The organism is Nocardia sp. NBC_01499 (genome assembly GCF_045040275.1).
Lineage (GTDB): Bacteria > Actinomycetota > Actinomycetes > Mycobacteriales > Mycobacteriaceae > Nocardia.
This window is the reverse complement of the sequence record NZ_CP109426.1, coordinates 874,412-897,009: the sequence shown is the minus strand read 5'-3', so window position 1 is coordinate 897,009 and position 22,598 is coordinate 874,412. Positions and strand designations below refer to the sequence as shown.

At 66.4% G+C, this 22,598-nt stretch carries 21 protein-coding genes; 9 read left to right on the top strand and 12 right to left on the bottom strand.

Going from position 1 to position 22,598, the window contains the following annotated elements; genetic code table 11:
• Positions 1-2: 2 nt before the first annotated feature.
• Positions 3-581 carry a QsdR family transcriptional regulator gene (locus OG203_RS03970; protein WP_405164285.1) on the bottom strand — a complete coding sequence of 193 codons (579 nt, stop codon included), beginning with the start codon at positions 579-581 and terminating at the stop codon, positions 3-5.
• Between the two features lie 166 nt (positions 582-747).
• On the opposite strand from OG203_RS03970, the gene OG203_RS03965 reads away from it, so the two are divergent.
• Positions 748-1,740: a DUF1295 domain-containing protein gene (locus OG203_RS03965; RefSeq protein ID WP_405164284.1), complete on the top strand. Its 993-nt coding sequence runs from the start codon at positions 748-750 to the stop codon at positions 1,738-1,740.
• Between the two features lie 108 nt (positions 1,741-1,848).
• Complete coding sequence (locus tag OG203_RS03960) at positions 1,849-3,030, top strand: diguanylate cyclase domain-containing protein (RefSeq protein WP_405164283.1); 1,182 nt, start codon at positions 1,849-1,851, stop codon at positions 3,028-3,030.
• A 108-nt stretch (positions 3,031-3,138) separates the two neighbouring features.
• On the opposite strand, the gene OG203_RS03955 is transcribed toward OG203_RS03960, so the two are convergent.
• Entirely contained in the window at positions 3,139-3,792 is a 654-nt protein-coding gene (locus OG203_RS03955) for a hypothetical protein (protein WP_405164282.1), read from the bottom strand.
• A gap of 303 nt (positions 3,793-4,095) precedes the next feature.
• Between OG203_RS03955 and OG203_RS03950 the strand changes: the two genes are divergently transcribed.
• Positions 4,096-5,340: a DUF4241 domain-containing protein gene (locus OG203_RS03950; RefSeq protein WP_405164281.1), complete on the top strand. Its 1,245-nt coding sequence runs from the start codon at positions 4,096-4,098 to the stop codon at positions 5,338-5,340.
• Positions 5,341-5,387: 47 nt separating this feature from the next.
• Here the strand turns inward: OG203_RS03950 and OG203_RS03945 are convergent, their stop codons facing one another.
• From OG203_RS03945 to OG203_RS03935, 3 genes are all read right to left on the bottom strand, one after another.
• Entirely contained in the window at positions 5,388-5,711 is a 324-nt protein-coding gene (locus OG203_RS03945) for a hemophore-related protein (protein ID WP_405164280.1), read from the bottom strand.
• 83 nt (positions 5,712-5,794) lie between these two features.
• Positions 5,795-7,141, bottom strand: a complete 1,347-nt coding sequence (locus OG203_RS03940; protein ID WP_405164279.1) for a sensor histidine kinase — start codon at positions 7,139-7,141, stop codon at positions 5,795-5,797.
• Entirely contained in the window at positions 7,131-7,805 is a 675-nt protein-coding gene (locus tag OG203_RS03935) for a response regulator transcription factor (protein WP_405164278.1), read from the bottom strand. Before OG203_RS03935 ends, OG203_RS03940 begins: the two co-directional genes overlap by 11 nt.
• A gap of 265 nt (positions 7,806-8,070) precedes the next feature.
• Between OG203_RS03935 and OG203_RS03930 the strand changes: the two genes are divergently transcribed.
• Positions 8,071-8,499: a hypothetical protein gene (locus tag OG203_RS03930; RefSeq protein ID WP_405164277.1), complete on the top strand. Its 429-nt coding sequence runs from the start codon at positions 8,071-8,073 to the stop codon at positions 8,497-8,499.
• Between the two features lie 16 nt (positions 8,500-8,515).
• On the opposite strand, the gene OG203_RS03925 is transcribed toward OG203_RS03930, so the two are convergent.
• The 4 genes from OG203_RS03925 to OG203_RS03910 form a co-directional block, all read right to left on the bottom strand.
• The gene (locus OG203_RS03925; RefSeq protein ID WP_405164276.1) at positions 8,516-9,697 is read right to left on the bottom strand and encodes an acyl-CoA dehydrogenase family protein; all 1,182 of its coding nucleotides are present in this window, start codon (positions 9,695-9,697) and stop codon (positions 8,516-8,518) included.
• On the bottom strand, positions 9,694-10,527 hold the full coding sequence (locus OG203_RS03920; RefSeq protein ID WP_405164275.1) for an alpha/beta fold hydrolase: 834 nt from the start codon (positions 10,525-10,527) through the stop codon (positions 9,694-9,696). The genes OG203_RS03925 and OG203_RS03920 overlap by 4 nt, the downstream gene beginning before the upstream one ends.
• A gap of 10 nt (positions 10,528-10,537) precedes the next feature.
• Entirely contained in the window at positions 10,538-12,229 is a 1,692-nt protein-coding gene (locus OG203_RS03915; RefSeq protein WP_405164274.1) for a PHA/PHB synthase family protein, read from the bottom strand.
• 238 nt (positions 12,230-12,467) lie between these two features.
• Complete coding sequence (locus tag OG203_RS03910) at positions 12,468-13,757, bottom strand: PucR family transcriptional regulator (RefSeq protein ID WP_405164273.1); 1,290 nt, start codon at positions 13,755-13,757, stop codon at positions 12,468-12,470.
• A 175-nt stretch (positions 13,758-13,932) separates the two neighbouring features.
• Between OG203_RS03910 and OG203_RS03905 the strand changes: the two genes are divergently transcribed.
• From OG203_RS03905 to OG203_RS03895, 3 genes are read left to right on the top strand one after another with little or no spacing between them, the layout of a single operon-like run.
• Positions 13,933-15,396 (top strand): class I adenylate-forming enzyme family protein, encoded by a 1,464-nt coding sequence (locus OG203_RS03905; RefSeq protein WP_405164272.1) that lies wholly within the window; start codon positions 13,933-13,935, stop codon positions 15,394-15,396.
• A gap of 31 nt (positions 15,397-15,427) precedes the next feature.
• The gene (locus OG203_RS03900; protein WP_405164271.1) at positions 15,428-17,233 is read left to right on the top strand and encodes a DUF3556 domain-containing protein; all 1,806 of its coding nucleotides are present in this window, start codon (positions 15,428-15,430) and stop codon (positions 17,231-17,233) included.
• Positions 17,230-18,645 carry a phytoene desaturase family protein gene (locus OG203_RS03895; protein WP_405164270.1) on the top strand — a complete coding sequence of 472 codons (1,416 nt, stop codon included), beginning with the start codon at positions 17,230-17,232 and terminating at the stop codon, positions 18,643-18,645. Before OG203_RS03900 ends, OG203_RS03895 begins: the two co-directional genes overlap by 4 nt.
• Before the next feature lie 133 nt (positions 18,646-18,778).
• Here the strand turns inward: OG203_RS03895 and OG203_RS03890 are convergent, their stop codons facing one another.
• The gene (locus tag OG203_RS03890; protein ID WP_405164269.1) at positions 18,779-19,432 is read right to left on the bottom strand and encodes a TetR/AcrR family transcriptional regulator; all 654 of its coding nucleotides are present in this window, start codon (positions 19,430-19,432) and stop codon (positions 18,779-18,781) included.
• Between the two features lie 96 nt (positions 19,433-19,528).
• Between OG203_RS03890 and OG203_RS03885 the strand changes: the two genes are divergently transcribed.
• Complete coding sequence (locus tag OG203_RS03885) at positions 19,529-20,749, top strand: cytochrome P450 (protein ID WP_405164268.1); 1,221 nt, start codon at positions 19,529-19,531, stop codon at positions 20,747-20,749.
• 32 nt (positions 20,750-20,781) lie between these two features.
• A complete protein-coding gene (locus OG203_RS03880) occupies positions 20,782-20,976 on the top strand; it encodes a ferredoxin (RefSeq protein ID WP_405164267.1) in 195 nt (64 codons plus the stop codon).
• An 81-nt stretch (positions 20,977-21,057) separates the two neighbouring features.
• On the opposite strand, the gene OG203_RS03875 is transcribed toward OG203_RS03880, so the two are convergent.
• Positions 21,058-21,684 (bottom strand): CPBP family intramembrane glutamic endopeptidase, encoded by a 627-nt coding sequence (locus OG203_RS03875; RefSeq protein ID WP_405164266.1) that lies wholly within the window; start codon positions 21,682-21,684, stop codon positions 21,058-21,060.
• Complete coding sequence (locus OG203_RS03870) at positions 21,681-22,577, bottom strand: NAD(P)H-binding protein (RefSeq protein ID WP_405164265.1); 897 nt, start codon at positions 22,575-22,577, stop codon at positions 21,681-21,683. Before OG203_RS03870 ends, OG203_RS03875 begins: the two co-directional genes overlap by 4 nt.
• Between the last annotated feature and the right edge of the window lie 21 nt (positions 22,578-22,598).

Below are 22,598 nucleotides of genomic sequence, written 5' to 3'. Positions count from 1 at the left end.
ATCTAGCGATCCGTGGGATAGGCGAGGAGTCGGCGGATGATGACGGTGGCCGCGTCGATATCGGGCGGGTCGCCGGTGATGAGTTCGCGGTAGTAGAAGGATTCGCCGAGCCGGATGATCGCGTAGGCCAGGGTGGTGGCGTCGATGTCGGGAGGTTCGCCGAGTTCGTGTCGGATGGTGCTGGCGATTCCGGCGATGAACCGCTGCTGGATGACGCCGTGCCGGGAGGTCATGACCCGCAGTGCGGTGTCGGTGTGCTGGGCGACGAAGGTGCGCATGCCGTGATGTCCGGCGCTGGCGTGGAGTAGTTCGCCGATCATTTCGGCGATTCCGTCGGCGCCTCGGCCCCGGAATTTCGGTCGAAGGGTGGCGATGTTCGGCGCCGCCAGGGCCCAAATGACTTCACCGAGGATGCGGTCACGATCGCCGTAGCGGCGATACAGGGTGGCTCGGCCGATGCCTGCCGCCTTGGCCAGGAAGCGCAGGTCTATCCAGCCGTCGCGTTCGAACATCGCGATCGCGATGTTCAGCAGGGGGTCGTCCGGCGCGAGTGGAGTCGCCTGCTCTGGCTGTTGAGACATCACATGGTCAGTGTCTCATAGATGGTTTGCGGCTGGCTAACAGCTGGCAGTTTGAGCTTCGTAGCGGGTGTGCACCGACCTTGCGGTTGGGACACGATGCATCTAGTGTCTCGGGCATCGAGACACGTAGCCATAAGTGTCTCATCACGGAAGGAAGGGGAAGCCGATGTCGGTGACCCAGGCGCGGATCGCGCATTACCTTTTCGCCGCGGGTGTCGTCACCGCGCTGGCGTGGCAGTCGGATCTACGGGCGTTCGCCTTGACCAATCTGCTGGTCCAGGCGGTGATCTTCGTGGCGCTCGCGTGTGTGCCCGCGTATCGCACCGGGTACATGACCTATGTCGACCTGGCTTGGCCATGGGGTTTGGTCGCGCTCGGCGTGCTGACGCTCGGGTTCGGCGATCTCGGCGCCCCGCTGACGCTGGCCGTCGCGGCGATCTATCTGGCCATGGGCGCCCGGATGGGGATCATGGCCGTACGAATGGTCGGTACCAACGGCCTGACCCACGAGCTGGCGCGGTACCGCTATCAGCGAAGGCGTTGGGCGCGAGCGGGTTTGCGCAGCGAACGACTGTCGATGCAGGTCGAGATCATGCTGCAGGGGGCGGCCAATATGGGCATCCTCGCGATTCCCGCGGCACTCGCCGCCGCGGGTTCGCGTTCGCTCGGCGTGGTCGAGATCGTTGCACTCATCGTGTGGGTGGTGTCGTATGTCTTTGAGTCGCTTGCGGATTGGCAGAAGGCTCGTTTCGGCGCGCTGAGCGAGCGGCAGGGAATCAAACGCAGCTGCGATGTCGGACTGTGGCGATACAGCAGGCACCCCAACTACTTTGGGCAATGGATGCAGTGGAACGCACTGATCGTGCTGGTGCTGCCGACCTTGCTTGACCGACGTTCCGATACCTCGATCCTGGCGTGGGTCATCACGCTGATCGGCCTGGCGGCTATCTCGAAGGCGCTCTACAACACCCTTGTCTATTTCACCGGCGCCGTCCCCGCGGAGTACTACAGCCTGCAATCGCGGCCGGACTACGCCGGGTATCAGGCGATCACCAGCCGGTTCTTCCCGCGTCCGCGCCGCAGTGGCGCGACACCCGAAGCGGATGGTCGCGAAAGCTCGGATCCCGCGCACAGTGACTCCCCTCACGGGAAAGTCTAGTAATTCCGGTTACAGTTAACTTCTGTCTTGCGTGCGATGTCCGAGAGCTTTATCCCTGATCGACCGGTGATCCTGTTGCCGGGCTAAGGCGGTAATGGCATGGCCGATATGCGTTCAACGTTTCAAGCCTGGTGGGAAGACCGGGTCGACTACCGCTGGCTGGTCGAGACACTCGCATCCCATTCGGCACTGCGCCCGTTGAAGCTCATGATCGGGTCCGGCGGCATCGGAATGGTGTTGATCACGATGCTGACCTTGGCGTCGGAGGCGGGCCAAAAGGGATTCGCCGGACATCTGCAGGCCGTCGCCGTGTCCGTACTCGCCGCCGCGTGGACGTTGCGGTGGTGGCTGTTGCCATGGCCGAGTGAGGTCGAGTCGCTCGTGTGGGTCGCGGTGGTGGATATCGGCATCACCATCAACAACGTGATGGTGCACGATCGGCTGCTCGGCGCGGAGGGCGTCGTTTTGCTGGTCACCACCGGGGGATATGTGACTATCTTCCACGGCCCACGTGTCCTGGCGATACACCTGGGTTGGTCACTGTTGTCGATTGTGTTGGTGGCGACCATGTTGGTCATCGGGGGGCCCGCGCGTACCGGACACGGTGCGGGAGATCTAGCCCTCGGCGTCGGTGTCGTGGTGTGCAATCTGGTCGTGACCTGTGTTGTGCTCCCCATCGTTCAGTTCTGCCACTGGCTACTTCGGCTGGACGCGTTGTCGGATCCGTTGACGAAGCTGTTGAACCGGCGCGGCCTCGACTCGCACCTGGCACGGTACGTCGGACGTCACGTCGATGATGGCGTGTACGTCGTGACCCTCGACCTCGATCGATTCAAATCCGTCAATGACACCTTCGGTCACCCCTTCGGCGACGAGGTGCTGGTGCGGACGGCCGCATGCCTGCGCGCCGCGGCCCCGCAGTGTGCCACCATCGCACGCACCGGCGGTGAGGAATTCGCCGTCGTCGGTTATCTGCGGAACGAGGACATCGGCGATGTCGCCGAGCGGCTGCGCGGCGCGGTCGAAACGATGCCCGATCTGCCGATCGCGATCACCGCCAGTGTCGGGGCCGCGACATGGGAACCTGCGGGGACCGAGATCCGCCACGTCGGACCGCGGCACAAGACACTGTTCCACCGCGCGGACACGGCCATGTACCAGGCAAAACAGTTGGGTGGCAACGCCGTAGTGATCGCCGGGGTCGAGGATCAGGTGCACGCCACCTCGGTGCAGTCGGCGAATCCCGTGGTACGTCAACGTAACTACGGAAGTGTAGCTAAAATGGGGTAGGGCCCAGTGTGGTCCGATGTCGCGAACAACGCTTTCGTACCGGTACCCGTTGGCGGGTACCGGTACGGCTCGAAACCACGAGTCCGACCATGCGCTGAAATCGGCAGGTCAGCCGGTTTTTGTCCAGGTACCGCAGTCTTTCGAGGTGAATCCTGCGTCGCTGGACAGAATGGTGACGACAGTGGGTCCGGTGACGATGTCGTTGGCGAGGATGCTGTTGGAGTCCCCGCTCAGGTTCGACATGCGCTCCCAGTAGCAGTCGGTGCCGCCGCTGGTCCGGTACGTTCCGGGGTAGATATCCTGCCCGACCTGCCAAACGCCGTCCCCGAAACTGCTTTTCGCGGCTGCGGCTTCCTTGGGAACGACTGCGGTCTCGCGCCTGGTGAGATCGGCATCGCGCTGGTCGGCGGTCTGCTCACGACCCGTCATCGTTGTCTCGGCCTGCCCGACCGCGGTCTCACGACGGGTCACCGCCGAGTCGCGGGTCTTGAGGTCTGCCTCGCTGCGGTCGAGGGCGTCGCGTTGCGGCTGCACAGCGGCCGCAACCTGTTGGGGGACAGCGGCATTCGCGGCGGCGGTGGCCGTGGTCTCGGCATCGCGGCGAACACCGGAACGACCGGCGCCGTCGCCAATGGCGAACACCGCCAACCCGGCGAGGAGGGCTAACGCGATAATGGTGAAGCGTTTCTTGCGGGACCACTTGGGTTTTGGCTGAAAAGCAGGACTTGAATCATTGCCCGTTGACCTGGGTACGGTCGGCATGGGGACTTCTTCCGAAGATGGTGGGATTCAGGCCGAGAACTGTTGACGCCGCTATCGGCTATTCGTGTGACGCCCCGCCCCAGTGTGCCGTCGGTAATTATGTCTGTTCCTGCGTCCTCGTCATTACACCGCGACCGATCCCATCGGCGAGTCGGCGGCTGCGCGTTCGGGGGATAGGTTGAACCAGTGCGGGGAACTGGGGTGGGGAACCTCAGGACCGCAACGTCTTTCGATGGAACCGTGTCGGTCGTGGCGCGTAGGATCGCGCCAGCGCTGAGACCAGCGGGGACGGGGAGAAGGCTGATGATCGGTATGGATGGCGTCGACAAGTTCGTTCGGGCGGGTTGGTTCGAGGAGAATCGGGTTGTTGATGAGGGGCTGAAGGTTCGTTACTGCGAGGGGTGGGACGACGGGGCGGTGGTTGGGCCGTTGAGTGCGCGGGAGGCGCGGGCGCGGGACGAGTCGGGGGCGCAGTACGCGGTGGCGATTGTCGCGTCGGATGGCAAGGTGGTCGCGTATGCGGAGATCGCCTGGGGGGCTCGGTTCGCCCGATGTTGGCAGATCGATGCCGAGCGGTGGGAGTTCGATGACACCGGGCGGTGGCAGCGCATCGAGTACCGCAGGCTAGATGATGGCCGGTTGTTTCTGTTCGATGCCGAGACGTGGTACGACGCGGGGGTGATCGAGCCGGATACCGGCCAGTTGTGCAGTCACCGACGGTGGGCCTTCTTTCCACCGGGACGGGTGCGCGGTGAGTTCACCTATTGCGCCGGTGGTTCGGGCGGCCGTGGGTTCGATGTCGATCCGGCCGAGTTGACGCTCGCCTGGGAGTTCGGGGACTGGGCTACCCTGTGCGGACTGAAAACAGCCGTCCCGCTGCAGGAACTGCCCGATCCTGAGCGAGAACCGGGAATTCAAGTAACTCCACCGTGGCGGCCCCCGGAACCGATACGGCCACCCGCGCTGGCGGAATTGTTCACTCCCGGTACGGTTTTCGAGCTGACGGACGGCAGCTGCGGGGAGATGGATGTATACGAAGTCGGACTGCTGATGGTGGGCAACAGCGGGTTGGTGATCGGTGATCCCGGCGCGCTGGAGTTCGACAACGGATGGAAGATGGATCTCCCGCCCGGTGGATACCCCATCGAGCTGGCCGAGATCATCTTCGATGACGAAACCCGCATCGCCGCGGCAAAAGTGGTCGTCGGCGAACACCCTCCGGTGTCGTGGGAACTGCTTGCGCAGGACGACACCGACTTCGTATTCCTGCACGAGGACGAGCATGTCGGCTTCGGAGTGGACAGCGGCACCGCCGCCTTCGTCGACGCCGACTCGATCGACGAAATCCTGGACTCGATCGAGGCCGGTCTCCAGGCGGCGGACCTGGACGACCTCGGCTTCCCCGGACTGATCAGCTTCGAAAGCGGTTGGGGCGACGGCTCGTACCCGGTCTGGATCGGGCGCGACCAGAACAACGACGTGAGCGAAGTGGTCGCCGACTTCCGCGTCGCCCACGAGGCACGGGTGATCTCCGAACAGACCCGGTAACCGACCCCGCTCGCCCTCGAAACGCGAGCGGGGAATGCGGTCAACGGCTATTTGTGGCAAGCGTGACGGTAGTCGCGAATAGCGGCGCGGGCATTCTTCAGGTCCTGTGCTTCCTGCGGGTGTGCCTGGCGGTAGGCCGCGCGCTCCGCTTTGCGCTGATCCTTGGGCAGAGCATGCACTTTCGCGATTTCGGCGGCGAAGTCGGGGTGACTCGCCAGGAACGCCGCGACCTTCGGCGCGCTGTCGGCCCGCGCCTGGGCGGCCGCCGCGGGATTGCATTGCGGGCCGGGATCGGCGGAGGCGGACGCGGGCATGGCGATGGCCAGACCGGCCAGACCGGTGAGGGTAGCGGCGATGAGGGTGCGCTTCATTGTTTACTCCACTGTTCGGCGGAACCTGTCCCCACCGAATCTGCCAAGACAACCCCGAGATCGCCCGGTTCGCAGCGCTATCTTCAGGCGATCTTCAGCCGTAGCACGAACACCGCACCCGTCTGCCCGGCCGGGGGATCGGCGCAAAACAGTTCGCCGCCATGGGCTTTGGCGATACCACGCGCAACAGCCAACCCGAGTCCCGAACCGTCGGCGCGCTGTTCGCGCGCCTGGTCGAGGCGTACCAGCCGGTCGAAGATCCGCTCGCGTTCGCTGGGCGGCACGCCAGGGCCGGTATCGCGCACGGTCAGCTCGGCGAGACCGTCCGCGCCGCGGATCAGCACTGTTACCGCGCCATCGCCTTGAATGGCCTGGCACGCGTTCTCGAGCAGGTTCAGCAGCACCTGATTGATCCGTTCCGGGTCGACGGCCGCGATCACGTGCGCACCCGCGAGCTCGAACTCGATATCGGGCCGCAGCAGCCGCATTCGGTCCAGTTGCGCCGCGGTCAGGTCATAGAGATCGGTAGGTGCGGGCCGGAGTTGAAGTCCGGCGTCGATCCGAGCCAACTCGACCAGATCGTCGACCAGTCGCCCGGCACGCTGGGCCTCACGGACGAGGAGCAGTTGCATCCGCTGCCGGGCTTCGGGGTCCGCATCGAGCGGTTGCTGCAGGATGGCCTGCGCGATCGCGCGAATCCCGCTGATCGGGGTGCGCAACTCGTGCGCGGCGTCGGCGACGAAGGTGCGGATCTGTTCCTCGGAGGCGTTCGCCCGCGCCTCGGCGCCCTCGAGCGCATCCAGCATTTCATCGAAAGCCGTTGCCGTGCGGCCTAGTTCGGTATCGGTCCGATCCGGCGACAATCGTTGTCCGCGTCGTCCGCGCGCGATATCCCGAGCAAGCAGCGTCATCGTGTCCAGGGGCGCGAGGGCACGCCGGATGCCGAACGGCAGCCCGAGGACGATCACCAGCAACGCCGCAGCGGTCGTGCCGGCGAGCACCTCGACCAGCTTCGACTGGGCCCCCGCCAACAGTTTCGTATCGAGCTGCAGCGTCAGTTTCGCGTGATCCAGTTCGCCCTGACCGGTCAGCAGCACGTGTTTGGTCTTCACCGCGGACTGGTCCTCGCGCTGGGTGTTCAGGCTGCCGAAGCTACGACCATCGGCGAGAACCAGCCGCGTCCGCACCGACCGCGCGTCGATGCGGGCCAGCAGCTCCGCGGGCGAGGTGTTCTGTTTCGAGAGTTGCTGCGCCAGTTGGACGCGATCGGCGAGCACCGCGTTCTGGCTGCGGTTCACCGCCACCGCGAACAAGCCGTGCACCACCAGCGAAACGAGGATCAGCACCGCCCCCAGCACCGCCGCCGTGGTGAGCGTGACCCGCCTGCGCAGCGACACCGTCCTCATCGCACAGCCGCGATCACCGGTCACCGACCCGCAGGGTGTAGCCGAGGCCGCGAACGGTGTGCAGCAGCCGCGGCCCGTGCGCCTCCAGTTTGCGCCGGACCGCACTGACATACACCTCGACCAGGTTCGGGTCGTAATCCTCGTATCCCCATACGGCGGCGAGTATTTGAGCCTTGGTGACCACGCGATCGCGATGTACGGCGAGGTAGGCGAGGACCTTCAGCTCGGTGACGGTCAGGGCGATGGTCGCGTCGCCGCGCCGCACTTCACCGGACTCGGCGTTGACCACCAGATCACCGATCGTGGTCGAGGTGCGCAGCCGCCCCATCCGCCGGAGCAGTGCGTCGACGCGGGCCACGAGTTCGTCGAGGTCGAAGGGTTTCACCACGTAATCGTCCGAGCCGGCCCGCAACCCGCGCAGCCGGTCCTCGATGCCGTCACGGGCGGTCAGCATGAGCACACCCGCGCCAGACCGCGCACGAGTGGTCTCGAGCAGGGTGAATCCGTCGCGTCCCGGCAGCATGATGTCGAGCACGACCACATCGGGGCGGAACTGCGCCAGATCCTGTTCGAGCAGCTGACCGTGCGCGCGACTGAGCACCTCATGTCCGGCCGTGGTCAGACCCGATTCCACCGCGACTCGGATGGCCTCGGCGTCCTCGATGACAAGTATTCGACCCGGCTGCACCCCGTCATTGTTCGCCTGCGGGCTGAAGATTGCCTGAAGGTCACGGCCGGGCGAGTATCCGGATCGTGCGCTGATCGCCGAATGAAATCGTGGGGGCGGCGTTCGGCGCTGAAATCGTTGTTCATGGCGGTAGCCATCGTGGTGGCGTCGGCCGGATGCGGATCGGACATATCGGGGATTCCGGAACGGACCGCTGACCAACACACCGCGTTGGACAGTCGACGCCAGCACGCTCGGCTGCGCGCTACCCCTGCCGGAAGACATCGTGACGCTGCTGTGGGTCCGCGACACCGTGCTGTTCCGCTGCCCCACCGTGCTCGATGCGGACGGCAAGGGCATCGATCAACGCGTCGGCGCGCTATCGCCCGAAAACGGCGCCGTGCTGTGGCAGCGCCAACTCGTCGGCCGCGATTCCTTCGCGCTCGAGTCCGCCGACGCGCTCGCGTTGCGGAGGGGCAGTGGGTTCGAGATCGTCGATCTGCGCACCGGCCAGAAGATCGCGCAGCGCGATGAAAAGAGCGGTGACACTTACCGATCCGCGCTGGCCGGTGGGGCGGCACTGGTGATGAACAGCATCACCCTCTCGCAGAACACCGAGATGGCCGTCGCCTTCGCCTCGTCACTGCACATCGAACCGTGGGGCGCGCTGATTCCGGGCAAGGACGGCGCATTCGCCGTCATCCCAGCCAGGTGACCGCTGGAATCCGCTGTCAGACAAAGGCACTGAGGCCGGTGATGGCGCGGCCGACAATGAGGGTGTTCATCTCGCGGGTGCCCTCGTAGGAGTAGATTGCTTCGGCGTCGGCGACGAAACGACCGACATTGTGCTCCAGCAGAATACCGTTGCCGCCGAGGAGTTCTCGGGCATAGCCGACGGTCTCGCGCATGCGCACCGTGCACCAGGCCTTGGCAAGGGAGGAGTGCCGGTCCTCGGCGCGGCCCTGGTCTTGCAGTTGGGATAGCCGGGCGCACAGTGCCCAGGACGAGGTGATGTTGCCGAGCATGCGCACCAACAGGTCCTGGACCAGTTGGAAACCGGCGATCGGGCGGCCGAACTGTTCTCGCTCCATGGCGTAGCGCAGTGCGTTCTCGTAGGCGCCGCGCGCGCAGCCGACGGCCATCCACGCGACCCCGGCACGGGTCATGCGCAGCACCGCGGCGGTGTCGCGGAACGAATTCGCTTGCTGGAGACGGTCTTTCTCAGCGACGCGCACGTCATCCAGCGTGATCAGCGCGTTCTGCACCACGCGCAGCGCGATCTTGTCCTTGAGTTTCGAGGTCTGGAATCCGGGTGTGTCGTTGGCGACGACGAATCCTTTGACCTGTCCGTCATCGATATCCTTGGCCCAGATGACGGTCAGGTCGCCGAAGGTGGCGTTGCCGATCCATTTCTTCTGCCCGTTGAGGATCCAGCTGTCCCCGTCGCGGCGCGCGGTGGTGCGCAGCCCGCCGGAAGCACCCGAGCCGACCTCGGGCTCGGTGAGGCCGAAGGCACCGATCCGGTCCATCCGCGCCATATCGGGCAGGAAGCGCCGCTTCTGTTCGTCGTTGCCGCACAGGTAGATCGAGCCCATGGCCAGGCCGCCGTGTACGCCCGCGAAGGTGGCGATGGACGGGTCGGTGCGCGCGAGCTCCATCGCGACCATGCCGTCGAGCAGGAAAGACCGTCCTGGACAGCCGTATCCGCGATAGGGCAGGCCCGCGAGTCCGAGATCCCGTATCCCCGGCACGATTTCGAAGGGAAAACTGCCGCGCTGCCAGTGCCTGTTGATGATCGGATCGACCTCGGTGGTCATGTATTTGCGCACCCCGTGCAGGAAATCCTGTTCGTCGGGGTCGAGCAGGTCCTCGAGTGCGTAGAAGTCGGCGGTATCGACGGGATCGGTTGTCATGGCAGTTCTTTCCGGAATGTTTCGATGACGGGTGCCAACTCGGCGGCATTGGTGATGAGGTCGACATGCCCGCCGCCGTGCAGGTGCAGCGTCGAATGGGGCAGCAGCCGATGCATGATACGGGCATTGACGATCGGAATGATGGGGTCGTCGGTGCCAGCGACGATGAGAGTCGGCTGCCGGATGAGGGGGAGGGCGAACAGGCTGGTCCACACCGATCCGGCCAGCAGTTGATGCAGGTAGCCAATCCGGGAACCGGCCATCAGCTGCCGATCCAGCAGGCGTTCGATGACCTCGGAATGGTCGCGCACGTTGCCGCCGTACAGTTCGGCGGCGATGCGCGCGGCGTAGTGGTGATCCAGGAATCGGCGTGGCGTCAGCATTTTCAGCAGCAGGGTCGGCCGTCCGGGCACCATCACCACGCCGGTGCCGGTGGACACCAGAATCAAGGCGCGACATCCGCGCGGATACTGAAACGCGTACTGCTGAGCGAGCGCCCCGCCCCAGGACAGACCGAGCACGTCGACCTTGCCGCGAATGCCGAGCTTGCGCAGCACCAGTCGCACTACCACGGCAAGATAGGGAAACCCATACGGCAGCGGCGAATTCGGTGAACCGCCGGTCCCCGGCACATCGAAGCGCACGACGGTGGTCGCCGGATCCAGCTGCGCGACAAGCGGATCGAGCACCTCGAGACTGGCGCCGATACCGTTACACAGCACAAGCGGCACCCCGTGTCCCCACCGCACCTGCACCCTGATCTGCTGGCCGAGCACCGGGAGCAGATGCTCCTCGGCGATCGGCTCCGATGGTTCGGAAGTGGTTGTCATGTCGTCACTTTCAGTGCTCGAGGACGTAGGTGCCCGGCGCGGTGTCGAGCGGCGGCAGTTCGGCGTTGCCGAGCGCGCTCGGCGCGTCCTTGTCCGCGCCGCTGCGATCGCCGAGCCAGTCGGTGAAGTTCGGCCACCAGGAGCCCTGCTGCTTGTCCTCGTCCTGGAGCCAGGCGGCCGGATCGGCGGCGTCGGGTGCGCCGATTCGATAGGACGCCTTGGGATTTCCGGGTGGGTTCACCAGCGCCGCGATATGCCCGCTGGTGGAGAGCACGAACCGCAGATCCTTGGCGCCGAGCAGCCGGGCGCTGCGGTAGCAGGACTGCCACGGTGAGATGTGATCGGCGATCCCGGCGACCACGTAGGTGTCCAGGGTCAGTTGCGAGAGGTCGACCGGCGTGCCGAGCATGTGCGCCTGCCCCGGCGTCGCGAGCGAGTTGTGCACGCCGAGTAACACCATGTCGCGGTGCAGCGCGGCCGCCATGCGGGTGGTGTCGGCATTCCAGAAGAGCACGTCGAACGGCGCCGGATCGCGGCCCTGCAGATAGTTGTTGACCCAGTACCGCCACACCAGATCGGTCGGCCGCAGCCAGGCGAACACCTCGGCCAGCGCGCGCCCGTCCAGATAGCCCTTGCGGGCCGAGAGCGCGATGGCGATATCGGCGGTCTGCTCGTCGATGGCGGCGGCCGCGAAGCCCGCGCGAGTCTGGTCGAGCACGGTCACCATCAGGGTGAGCCCGGCCAGCCGGTCGGCCTGGCCGACGGCGGTCAGATGAGCCGCGGTCATCGCCGCGATGATGCCGCCAGAGCAGGACGCCTGCAGGTGGGTGCGCTCGGATCCGGTGATCGACTCGACGGCGTCGAGCGCGTCGATGATCGCCTGCCCGTAGTTGTCGAAGCCCCAATCCCGTTGGTCGACACCGGGATTACGCCAGGAGATGGCGAAGACCTGCTGGCCCTGCCGGAGGAAGTACTCGATCATGCTGCGGCCAGGGGCGATATCCATGACGTAGTACTTGTTGATCACCGGCGGCACCATCAGCAGCGGCACGGTCCGCACCGTCTCGGTCTGCGGCGCGTACTGGATGAGCTCGAACATCTCGGTGCGCAACACCACCGAACCCGGTGTGGCCGCGACGGTTTCGCCGAGGGTGAAGGCATCGGCGCGCACCATGGACGGCACGCGCGGCGACTGCGACACATCGGCAAGGAAGTGCCGCAGTCCGCGCACCGCGCTGCGACCGCCGGTGTCGACCAGCGCCTTCCAGGTCAGCGGATTCAGCAGCGGATTGTTGCTCGGCGATAGACCCTCCATCACGTTGTCGAGCACGAACCGCATCCACTCGGCGTCGCGCCAATCGAGGTCGGCGTCGGAGAACAACGCGTCGACGGTGTCATTGGTCGCCAGATACGCCTGCATCGAGCGCTTGAACAGCGGATTGTCCTGCCAGGCCGGATCGGCGAAGCGGCGGTCGCCTTTGCCGGGGGCGCGGTCGGATTCGCCGACGGCGACGGTCGCGAGTTCGCGGCCGAGGCGGCTCGCTCGACCGGCCACGGTGCGCGGCTTGCGGGCCAGCGCCAGGCCGAGCCTGGTCCAGGAGGTATTGGGGAGCATGCGGCGGCCGATGCCGATGGCCGAACTGGTCAGCAGCAGATCGAGCGGAGCCGCGAGTTCGTCGGCATCGTCGATGGTGGTGGTCATAGTCGTTCTCCTCGATGGCGCGGCGACTGCCTGGTTGCCTGGTGCGCGGCGGCGGTGACGCGGTGCGGCCTTCGATGCCTGGCGACCGCGTTGTCGGCGGGCATCGGATCGTCCATGGAGCGCTTGGTGTGGGTGCGCTGCGGTGGAATTCGATGAGGAGAACGGTAGATCCGAAGCGGCGGTGTGCCATTGTGCCCGGAGAACGAAGTGCGTCGCGATCTTTGTCCCCGGCGGGCGGTCAGGGTGATTCCGGTCGCAGCACCGCCGATCCGTAGCTGTGGCACAGCAGCAGCGCCAACTCGACCTCGAGCCGGTCGTCCGATATCGGCCGGCCGCGCCGCGAAATCGCCCTGCCCACCCGGTATTTCACGGAGTTGAAGTGCAGGTCGAGTTCGGTGGCCGCGGCCTTGTAACTGGATCCGGTGCGCAGGAACACCCGCAGCGTCTCGCGCAGTCGCGCGTCGTTGTCGTTGTCGGCGGCCAGCTCGCCGAGCACCTCGTCCACCCACTCGCGCGCCGCCGTGATATTGCCGCCGAGCAGTGCGGCGGCCCCGACCCCAGGATCACCGGCCGCGATGATCCGTTGCGCCACAAGGCCACTCGTCACCGCGACGGACCAGGCGGCCTGCGCCTGCCGGTGCGAGCGGCGGAACCCGGCAAGGCCGGGGCCCTGCTCGCCGATCGCCAGCCGCGGTGTGCCGGGCCGGGTTCCGGCGAACGCCCGAATCGCGGTGACGGTGTCCGGACGGGCGGACCGGTACGGCAGCCAGGCCCAACCGCTGCCCCGATCGGCCGCCACGAACAGCGGATTCGCGCCGGTGCCCACCGCTTCGGCGAGTTCCCGCAGGAAACGTTGCAGCCGCCCGAGCAGCTGGTCACTGTCGTCCTCGGTGTCCGGATACCACATGACCAGCGCGACGTGCTGCCAGTGCAGCGGATAACGGATGGACTCGGTGGCGGCGTCCACGTCGACGGGCTTGCGACCGGCCAGCACCTCGCGCACGCGCAGCGCCCGATTGCTGTTCTGGCTCTCCACCCACTGCTCGCGTTCGGCCTCGTAGATGGCGACGACCTGCTGGGTGATCGAGTCGATGTACTCGAACAGGATGGTGGTGATGGTCTCCACCACACCGATCCGGTCCTCCGGCGGGATGTCGACCGCGCGCAGTTCGGCGAAGACGAAATCGGTCATCCGGCGCTGCCCGAGGCGGTACGCGCGAATCAGCGCGTTGACCGGAACGCCATGCTGGGCAAGGCGTTTGGCGTACTCGATGGCCGCCGCGGGCGGTTGGATGCGGGTCACCGGGATGTCGTGGCGCAGGGCGTGCAGCAGGGTGTCGACATTGCCCTCGACGCTGGCGCCTAGCAGTTCGACGGTGCGCGAATCGCCCCGCAGTTCGGGGATATCGTCCTCGAGGCCGTCGCGCAGACTCGCGCTTATCCGCGTCACCCGCTCGTTCAGGCGGGCGGCGATCCCCGCTACATACGGGCGCACATCGACATCGGCGTCGCGACGAATGCTCGTCACCCCTCCACGGTAGATACCGGGCCGCCGGTGCGGTGCCGAATCGACGGTTCTGGCGGCTCTTGTTCTCCGGGGACAACGGGGTCGGCGAAGTTCGTCGGCGCGCGACGGTGTCACGAACGGCCTGGATTTCTACCGTTATCGGCATTCGCTCGCCCAGCTTTCCCGAGGACAGCCCATGAATCTGACAACTCTGCCCGATCGCCGAGCCGACGCGATCCCCACCGCGCCCGCGCTCGCCGATGACACCGTGACGCTGGACAACACCCAGTTCCTCGATACCGTGTGCCGAGCCGCGGGCGCGCTGAGCGCGGCCGGCGTCGCGGCCGGTGACGTGGTCGCGGTCATGCTCCCGAATACCGCCGGTTTCGTCGTATCACTGTTCGCCGCATGGCGTCTCGGCGCCGCGGTGACGACCATCAACCCGTCGCTGACCGCGGTCGAGGCGGGCTACCAGATGGCCGACGCGGGTGCGAAAGTGCTGATCGCCGAACAGCTTCCGGACTTCGCGGCACCGGTCGAGACCGTTATTCCGGTGGCCGAGCTGGTCACCGCCGAACCGGCCGCGACGGAATCCGCCGATATCGGTGACGACGCGCTCGCCCTGCTCATCTACACCAGCGGGACCACCGGCCGCCCCAAGGGCGTCATGCTCGACCATGCCAACCTGAACGCCATGTGCGCCATGGTGATCGAGGCGTTCGCACTCACCGCCGCCGATCACAGCCTGCTGATCCTGCCGCTGTTCCACGTCAACGGCATTGTGGCGGGACTGCTTTCGCCGCTGCTCGCGGGCGGTCAGGCCACGGTGGCCGGTCGGTTCAGCGTGCGGACCTTCTTCGACCGCGTGGAACGCAGCCGGGCCACCTACTTCTCGGCGGTGCCGACCATCTACACCATGCTGTCGGATCTGCCGGACGACGTGCGGCCAGACACGTCCTCGGTCCGCTTCGCCGTCTGTGGCGCCGCACCGGCCAGCGTCGAACTGCTCACCAGGTTCGAAAACCGTTACGGCATACCGATCATCGAGGGCTACGGCCTGTCGGAGGGCTCGTGCGCGAGCACGATCAACCCGCTGTACGGCCAGCGCAAGGCGGGCACCGTCGGAATCCCCTTGCCGGGCCAGCGGATTCGGATCGCCGAACCCGACGGCACCCCGGTACCCGACGGTGCGGCCGGTGAGGTGCTGGTATCCGGGCCGAATGTCATGCGCGGCTACCTCAATCGCCCCGACGAGACGGCGCGCACCATCGTGGACGGCTGGCTGCACACCGGTGATGTCGGTCGTATCGACGAAGACGGCTATCTGGTGCTGGTCGACCGCGCCAAGGACATGATCATCCGCGGCGGGGAGAACATCTACCCCAAGGAAATCGAGACCGTCGTCTACCAGCTGCCCGAGATCGCCGAGGCGGCGGTTGTCGGCCGGGCGCATCCGGTGTACGGCGAGGAGCCGGTGCTCTACGTCTCGCTGAACTCCGGCGCCGCGCTCGACACCGAGAAGATCCAGGCGCACGTACGCGGCGCGTTGTCGAAATACAAGCTGCCCGTTGCCATCACGGTTCTCGAAGACCTACCCAAGAACCCCGTCGGCAAGATCGACAAACCCACGCTGCGGCGAATCGCCGCGGATCAGCTCTGATTCCCACCCGCATCGACCAAGGAGTAAGACCATGGGATTCACCAAACCCGATCTGCCGCAGGTAGATCCGGCGACATTCTTGCGCGAGCCGCTGATGGAGCGGATGCGCGTGCTCGCCCTGCACTGGGCCGAGCACGGATTCGGTTCACCGCGCATGGTGCACACCATCTACATTCTCAAGCTGGTAGTGCTCTATGCGCTCGGCGGCGTCATCGTCGCCACCGCGACCTCGAATCTGCCCGCCTTCTGGCATGTTTCGCAGTGGTGGGACCAGCCGATCGTCTACCAGAAGGTGGTGCTGTGGACCGTGCTGCTGGAGACCATCGGCATCGCCGGTTCGTGGGGTCCGCTCGCCGGGAAGGTCAAGCCAATGACCGGCGGCATCCTGTTCTGGGCCAGGCCGGGCACCATCAGGTTGCGGCCGTTCAAGTGGATACCGCTCACCGCGGGGGATCGGCGCGGCCCGATCGATGTGGTGCTATATGTGGCGTTTCTGGTCAGCGTCGCGATCCCGCTGTTCGTCCCTGGCGCACACAGTGATTCGCTGTCGGCGGCCGTACCGGACAACGCCTCCGGCCTGGTGCGACCGGCGCTGCTCATCGCCCCGGTCGTGCTGTTGATCCTGAACGGCCTGCGCGACAAGACCATCTTCCTCGGCGCGCGCGGCGAGCAGTACCTGCCCGCGCTGATCTTCTTCGCCGCACTGCCGTTCGTCGACATGATCATCGCGCTCAAGCTGCTGATCCTGGTCGTGTGGGTCGGCGCGGGTGTCTCGAAGTTCGGCAAGCACTTCTCGCTCGTGGTGCCGCCCATGGTGAGCAACAGCCCGTCGGTGCCGTTCGGCTGGCTCAAGCGGGCGCATTATCGCGACTTCCCACGGGATCTGCGGCCTTCGCGGGTCGCCGATGTGATGGCCCATGTCGGTGGCACCACCGTCGAGGTGATCGCGCCGCTGCTGCTGTTCTTCTCGACCAATATCTGGCTCACGGTGGCCGCGGCGACGGTGATGGTGGTCTTCCACCTGTTCATCGTTTCCACGTTCCCGCTCGCGGTGCCGCTGGAATGGAATGTGCTGTTCGCCTACGCGACGGTGTTCCTGTTCCTCGGTTTCCCGAACTGGCACGGCTACGCGCTCACCGATATCTCCTCGCCGTGGCTGGCCGTGCTGCTCATCGCCGCGCTGCTGTTGTTCCCTGTCCTCGGCAACTTCCGGCCCGACAAGGTGTCGTTCCTGCCGTCCATGCGGCAGTACGCGGGCAACTGGGCCTCGGCGGTTTGGGCCTTCGAGCCGGGGGCGGAGGCCAAACTGGACAGGGTGACGCGCACCGCCAAGAATCAGGTCGATCAGTTCGTCGAGTTCGGGTACGAACCGGAATGGGCCGAGGTGACCATGCAGCAGGTGATCGCCTGGCGCACCATGCACAGCCAGGGACGCGGACTGTTTTCGGTGCTGCTGAAGAACCTACCCGATATCGACACAAGGACCGTGCGCGAAGGCGAGTTCCTGTGTAACTCGTTGATCGGCTTCAACTTCGGCGACGGCCATCTGCACAACGCCGATTTCATCGCCGCGGTGCAACGGGAGGCCGCGTTCGAACCCGGTGAGGCCGTGGTGGTCTGGGTCGAATCGCAGGCTTGGGGCAGCAAGGTGCAGCACTATCAGGTCATCGACGCCGCGCTCGGCGTGATCGAGCGGGGCACCTGGCGGGTCTCGGACGCGGTCGCGGAGCAGCCCTGGCTGCCTAATGGCCCGATCCCGTTGGCGGTCAACTGGACTCGTGCGGCGCGGCAGCAGGTGCGCGGCGAGCAGGATCACGGACACGGAGCACTGGCATGACAACCGCGACTGTGGTGGGCGGCGGGCCCAACGGACTCGCCGCCGCCGTGGCCCTGGCCCGAGCCGGGGTGCAGGTGACCGTGCTCGAGGCCGCCGACGAGATCGGCGGCGGCTCCCGCACCCGCGAGGCGCTGCTGCCCGGCCTGCTGCACGATCAGTGCGCGGCGGTGCATCCGATGGCCGTCGGCTCGCGGTTCCTCGCCGAACTCGGCCTCGATCGCTACGGATTGTCTTGGCGCACCACCGAAATCGACTGCGTCCACCCGATCGACGGCGGCCGGGCCGGGGTACTGCGCCGGTCCGTGGCCGACACCGCCGCCGGGTTCGGCCGCGACGGCTCCCGGTGGCGGGCACTGTTCGATGGCCCGTCGAGCCACTATGACGAACTGGCCGAGGACATCATGATGCCCTTGCTGCGCGTGCCACGGCATCCGTTGACGCTGGCTCGATTCGGCATGCCGACCGTGCTGCCCGCGTCCACCCTGGCCAGGGTCTTCCGGACCGACGAGGCAAGGGCACTGTTCGGCGGCATTGCGGCACATGCCTTCCGGCCGCTGCACTACCCCATGACCGCGGCCATCGGGCTCGGCATCATCACCGCGGGGCATCGGCACGGGTGGCCGGTCGCGGCGGGCGGCTCGCAGTCGATCATCAACGCGCTCGCCGCGCTGCTCACCGACCTGGGCGGCAAGATCGAGACCGGCACCCGGATCGAGGACGTCGCCGAACTTCCGGTCGCCGATGTGACGATGTTCGACCTGGCGCCCGACGCGGTGGCAGGCATCCTCGGCGACCGGCTGCCGCCGCGAATCGCCAACGCCTATCGGAGGTTCCGGCAGGGGCCGGGCGCCTTCAAGGTCGACTTCGCCGTCGAGGGCGGCGTGCCGTGGACCAACTCGGACGCACGCAGGTCCGGGACGGTGCACGTCGGCGGCGACTATGCCGAAGTGGCCGCCACGGAACGCGATATTCACGCGGGACGCATGCCGGAGCGGCCGTTCGTCCTGGTCGGGCAGCAGTACCTGGCCGATCCGCAGCGCTCGGTCGGCACTGTGCACCCGCTGTGGACCTACGCGCACGTGCCCAACGGTTACACCGGTGACGCCACGGAGGCGATCATCGCGCAGATCGAACGGTACGCGCCCGGGTTCCGGGAGCGCGTCGTCGGCTATACCGTCCGTAGCACCACGCAGATGGCCGCGTACAACCCCAACTATGTGGGTGGCGACATCATGACCGGGTCCAAGGACATCAGGCAGTTGGTGTTCGGACCGCGAATCACGCTGTCGCCGTACAGTATCGGTGTACCCGGCATGTTCATCTGCTCGGCCGCCACCCCGCCGGGGCCTGGCGCGCACGGCATGTGCGGCGCCAATGCGGCCGCGATCGCCCTCGATCAGCTGCGCCGCTGATCGCGCTCCCGCACTGGCCGGTCGGGTCGCCTTCGTCACCGGCGGCACGCGCTGATCGAGCGCGCGGCGGCGAAATCCAGGGCGAATCGGGTTTCGCCGCCGCGCTGCGTGCACCGGCGGGCGTGGAGTAGGGCTACTCCGGCGAACTATCCTGTTGGCCAGTACGTTTGGCGGTGGGGAGCAGGACGAGCGGCAGGTACACCTCGTCGACGATGTCGATGATGACGGCATCGTCGACCGGCGCGCCGAACAGCAGGAACTGGTTGCGCAGCAGGTCGGGTGCGACGGTGGCGCGGCGGGAGTGCAGGATGGCGCGGTCGACTTCGCCGCGTTCGGCGGCTCGTTCGAGGATGGTGTGGATCGGCGACGAGCCGACCCGGTGCACCCGTTCGCGGATGAGGCGGCCGAGTTCGGGATCGCGCGTCATCTCGGCGAGCAGGCCGCGCATGATGCCGCCGAAAGGTGTTGCCATCTTTGCCGACATCCGCCGCATCATGGTGATGACGTCGGTGCGGAGCGAGCCGGTGTCGGGGATGTCGACATGGGAGACCCCACCCATCTTGCTCGCGTCCACCACCAGTTCCGCGCGGCCCGCCCAGCGGCGGTAGAGGACGGTCTTGCTGGTGTGCGCGCGCAGGGCGACCCGTTCCATGGTCAGCCCCGAGTAGCCGACCTCGGCTAGTTCGTCCAGCGTCGCCTCCAGGATGGCGCGCTCCAGTTCCTCGCCGCGCCTGCGCGTGCCTTTGCGGTAGTTGTCCGTCGCGTCGACGGATTGCCGGACGTTCACTGGCAGCTTGTCTCCTGAAAAACGTTGCGTTGCTTGGGAAGACACTTTAATCTGGAAATAGAGTACCAAACGTATCTTATGATCTTAAGGGGACCGATGACCGACATTGTTACGACGCCCCGATCCACCAACGCTCCCGCCTTTCCGAGCGACCGCACCTGCCCCTATCAGTTACCCGAGCAGTATTCCCGACTCCGAGACGGCGAGGCCTCGCTGCGGCAGGTGACCCTCTTCGACGGCCACTCGGCCTGGGTGGTCACCAAGCACGAGACCGCCCGCGCACTGCTCGCCGACCCTCGGCTGTCCTCGGATCGGACGCACGCCCACTTCCCGGCCACCTCACCACGTTTCCGCAGTTTCCAGAACCGCCCGCCGGCGTTCATCAGCCTCGATCCGCCGGAACACGGCGCGAAGCGGCGGATGCTGATCAGCGAGTTCACCGTGAAGCGGGTCAAGGGCATGCGGGCCGACATCGAGCGGATCGTGCACGGCTTCATCGACGACATGCTCGCCGCGGGCCCACCGGCCGACCTGGTCAGCCAGTTCGCGTTGCCGGTGCCGTCCATGGTGATCTGCCGCCTGCTCGGTGTGCCCTACGAGGACCACGAGCTCTTCCAGGACGCGAGCCGACGACTGGTGCAGTCGACGACCGCGGCCGAGGCGATCGCCGCGCGCGATGAACTCGACGCCTACCTCGACGGGCTGATCACCAGGGCGCAGGCCGAACCAGGCCCCGGCCTGCTGTCCGCCCTGGTCGCCGATCAACTGGCGAACGGCGAGATCGACCGCGCGGAACTGGTTTCGACCGCGATACTGCTGCTCGTCGCCGGCCACGAGACAACGGCATCGATGACCTCGCTGTCGGTGATCACCCTGCTCGAGCACCCGGACCAGCACGCCGCGCTGCGTGCCGACCCGACTCTCATCCCTGGTGCGGTCGAGGAACTGTTGCGCTATCTCGCCATCGCCGACATCGCGGGCAGCCGATTCGCGAAGGCCGATATCGAGATCGACGGGCAGTTGATCAAGGCGGGCGAGGGCGTGATCATCTCCAATTCCATTGCCAATCGCGATGGTTCGGTGTTCGCCGAGCCGGACACCTTCGATGTGCACCGCTCGGCTCGCCATCACATCGCGTTCGGCTACGGTGTGCATCAGTGTCTCGGCCAGAACCTGGCCCGCCTGGAACTCGAGATCATCCTTACGGCACTGTTCGAGCGCATTCCGACGCTGCGACTAGCCGTTCCGGTCGCGGAACTGAAACTGCGGCCGGGCACGACAATTCAAGGCGTCAACGAACTCCCGGTCACCTGGTGATCACCACCGGGCCAAGCACGAAAGGAGTCCACATGCGGGTAACCGCCGACCGAACCGTCTGCATCGGCGCAGGCCTGTGCGCCCTGACCGCCCCCGCCGTCTTCGATCAGGATGACGACGACGGCCTGGTCAAGGTGTTGAACCCGGACCCGGACACGGCCAGTCAGGAGGCCGTCCGCGAGGCGGTCAACATCTGCCCCTCCGGCGCGGTCGCGTTCACCGAGTAGCCGCCGCGATGATGGCGGGTTGTCGCGAGTGACAGCTCGCCATCTAGCGCTATCCGCTGCTCGGGCAACATGTTTGGTGCCTCAGTGGAACAAGCGTGGCAGGTAGCGCAGCATCAGGGTCGACCAGGTGAGGTGGGTCAGCAGCGGTGCCTGGATGGTGCCGGTGGCTCGGCGTTGCAGGCCGAACAGGGTACCCATGAGTATCGAGGCCAGGACCAGGGCGGGATTGCGGGTCGCGGTGGTGGCGCAGGCGTAGATGCCGGTCGAGACGACGATGGGGTGTCGGCCTGCGACCGAGTACACGGCGCCGCGGAAGAAGATCTCCTCGGCGGCGCCGTTGGCCAGGGTGATCACCAGTACCCGCGGGGTGGGGCCTTGTTCGGCGTAACGCAGGACGCTGGCGATTGCCTTGCGCAAGAGGGGGATTCGGCGGGCGATCAGGGCGCATCCGTAGAACACGGTGAACGTTGCGCCGCCGATCAGGATGGGGGAGAGGATGGCTCGTCGAGATCGGTTGTCCCCGGTGTCGGGTGGGAGTCCGCCCAGTGCCCAGGTCGCCGCGGTGGCCAGGGTGAGGCGGTAGAACTCGGCGGAATCCGGTTCGGCGGCGAAGGAGGCGCCCAGTAGTCCGGTGCCTGCCACCGCGACGGCGGCGACACGCCGTCGGCGAGTGGAAAGTCCTGGAGTGGCCAAGAATTCGCGGATCATGAAGTTCGGCCTGCTTTGGCGCGCTCGCCGAGGGCGCGCAACACGGCGGCGTCATAGTCCAGCGGTTCGAAGGGCACCAGATCTCGAATGCTGTTGTCCCGCACTACCACCTCGTTGCTCATCGAATCGACAAGCGTACGCCCTGTCGTGGTGTCCACATCGGTCACCAGGGACAACCACAGCGAGGACAGTCGCGGCGAGAGCAGCGGAACCGGCATCACCACGAAGGGGCGGCCTTCGATCTTGGCGACCCGGCGCAGCATGTCGACGTACTCCAGGACATCCGGGCCGCCGATATCGAAAGCGCGCCCGGCGGTTTCGGGTTTCGCCAACACCCCGACCAGGTAGCGGACCACATCGTCGACCGCGATCGGCTGGGTCCTGGTGTGCACCCAGCGAGGCGTGACCATGGCGGGCAGGTGCTCAACGAGCTGGCGGGTGATCTCCCAGGAGATGCCGCCGTGGCCGACAATGATGCCCGCGCGCAGCGTGGTCACCGGAACCCCTGCCGCCGCGAGCAGCCCCTCGACCTCGCGTCTGCTGCGCAGATGCGCGGACAGGTCATCGGCGTCCGCGCCGAGGCCGCCCAGGTAGATGATCCGTCGCACGCCCGCAGCGGCGGCGGCGCGGCCGAAGTTACGCGCCGCTTCGGCATCGCGATGCTCGAAGTCCTTGTCCGCCAATGAATGTACGAGGTAGTAAGCGGCAGCGCAGTCGGCCATTGCGGTGCGCAGCGAGCCGATATCGGCGACGTCGCCGCCCACGGGAGCGCCGCTACCTCGATAGGACTCCGGATGTCTGGTCATGGCACGCACAGAATGACCAGCGGCCACCAATTCCGGGCATAGTCGTTTGCCGACGAAGCCGGTCGATCCCGCCACGAGCACTGTCATCGCGCATCCTGTCCGTAGCGG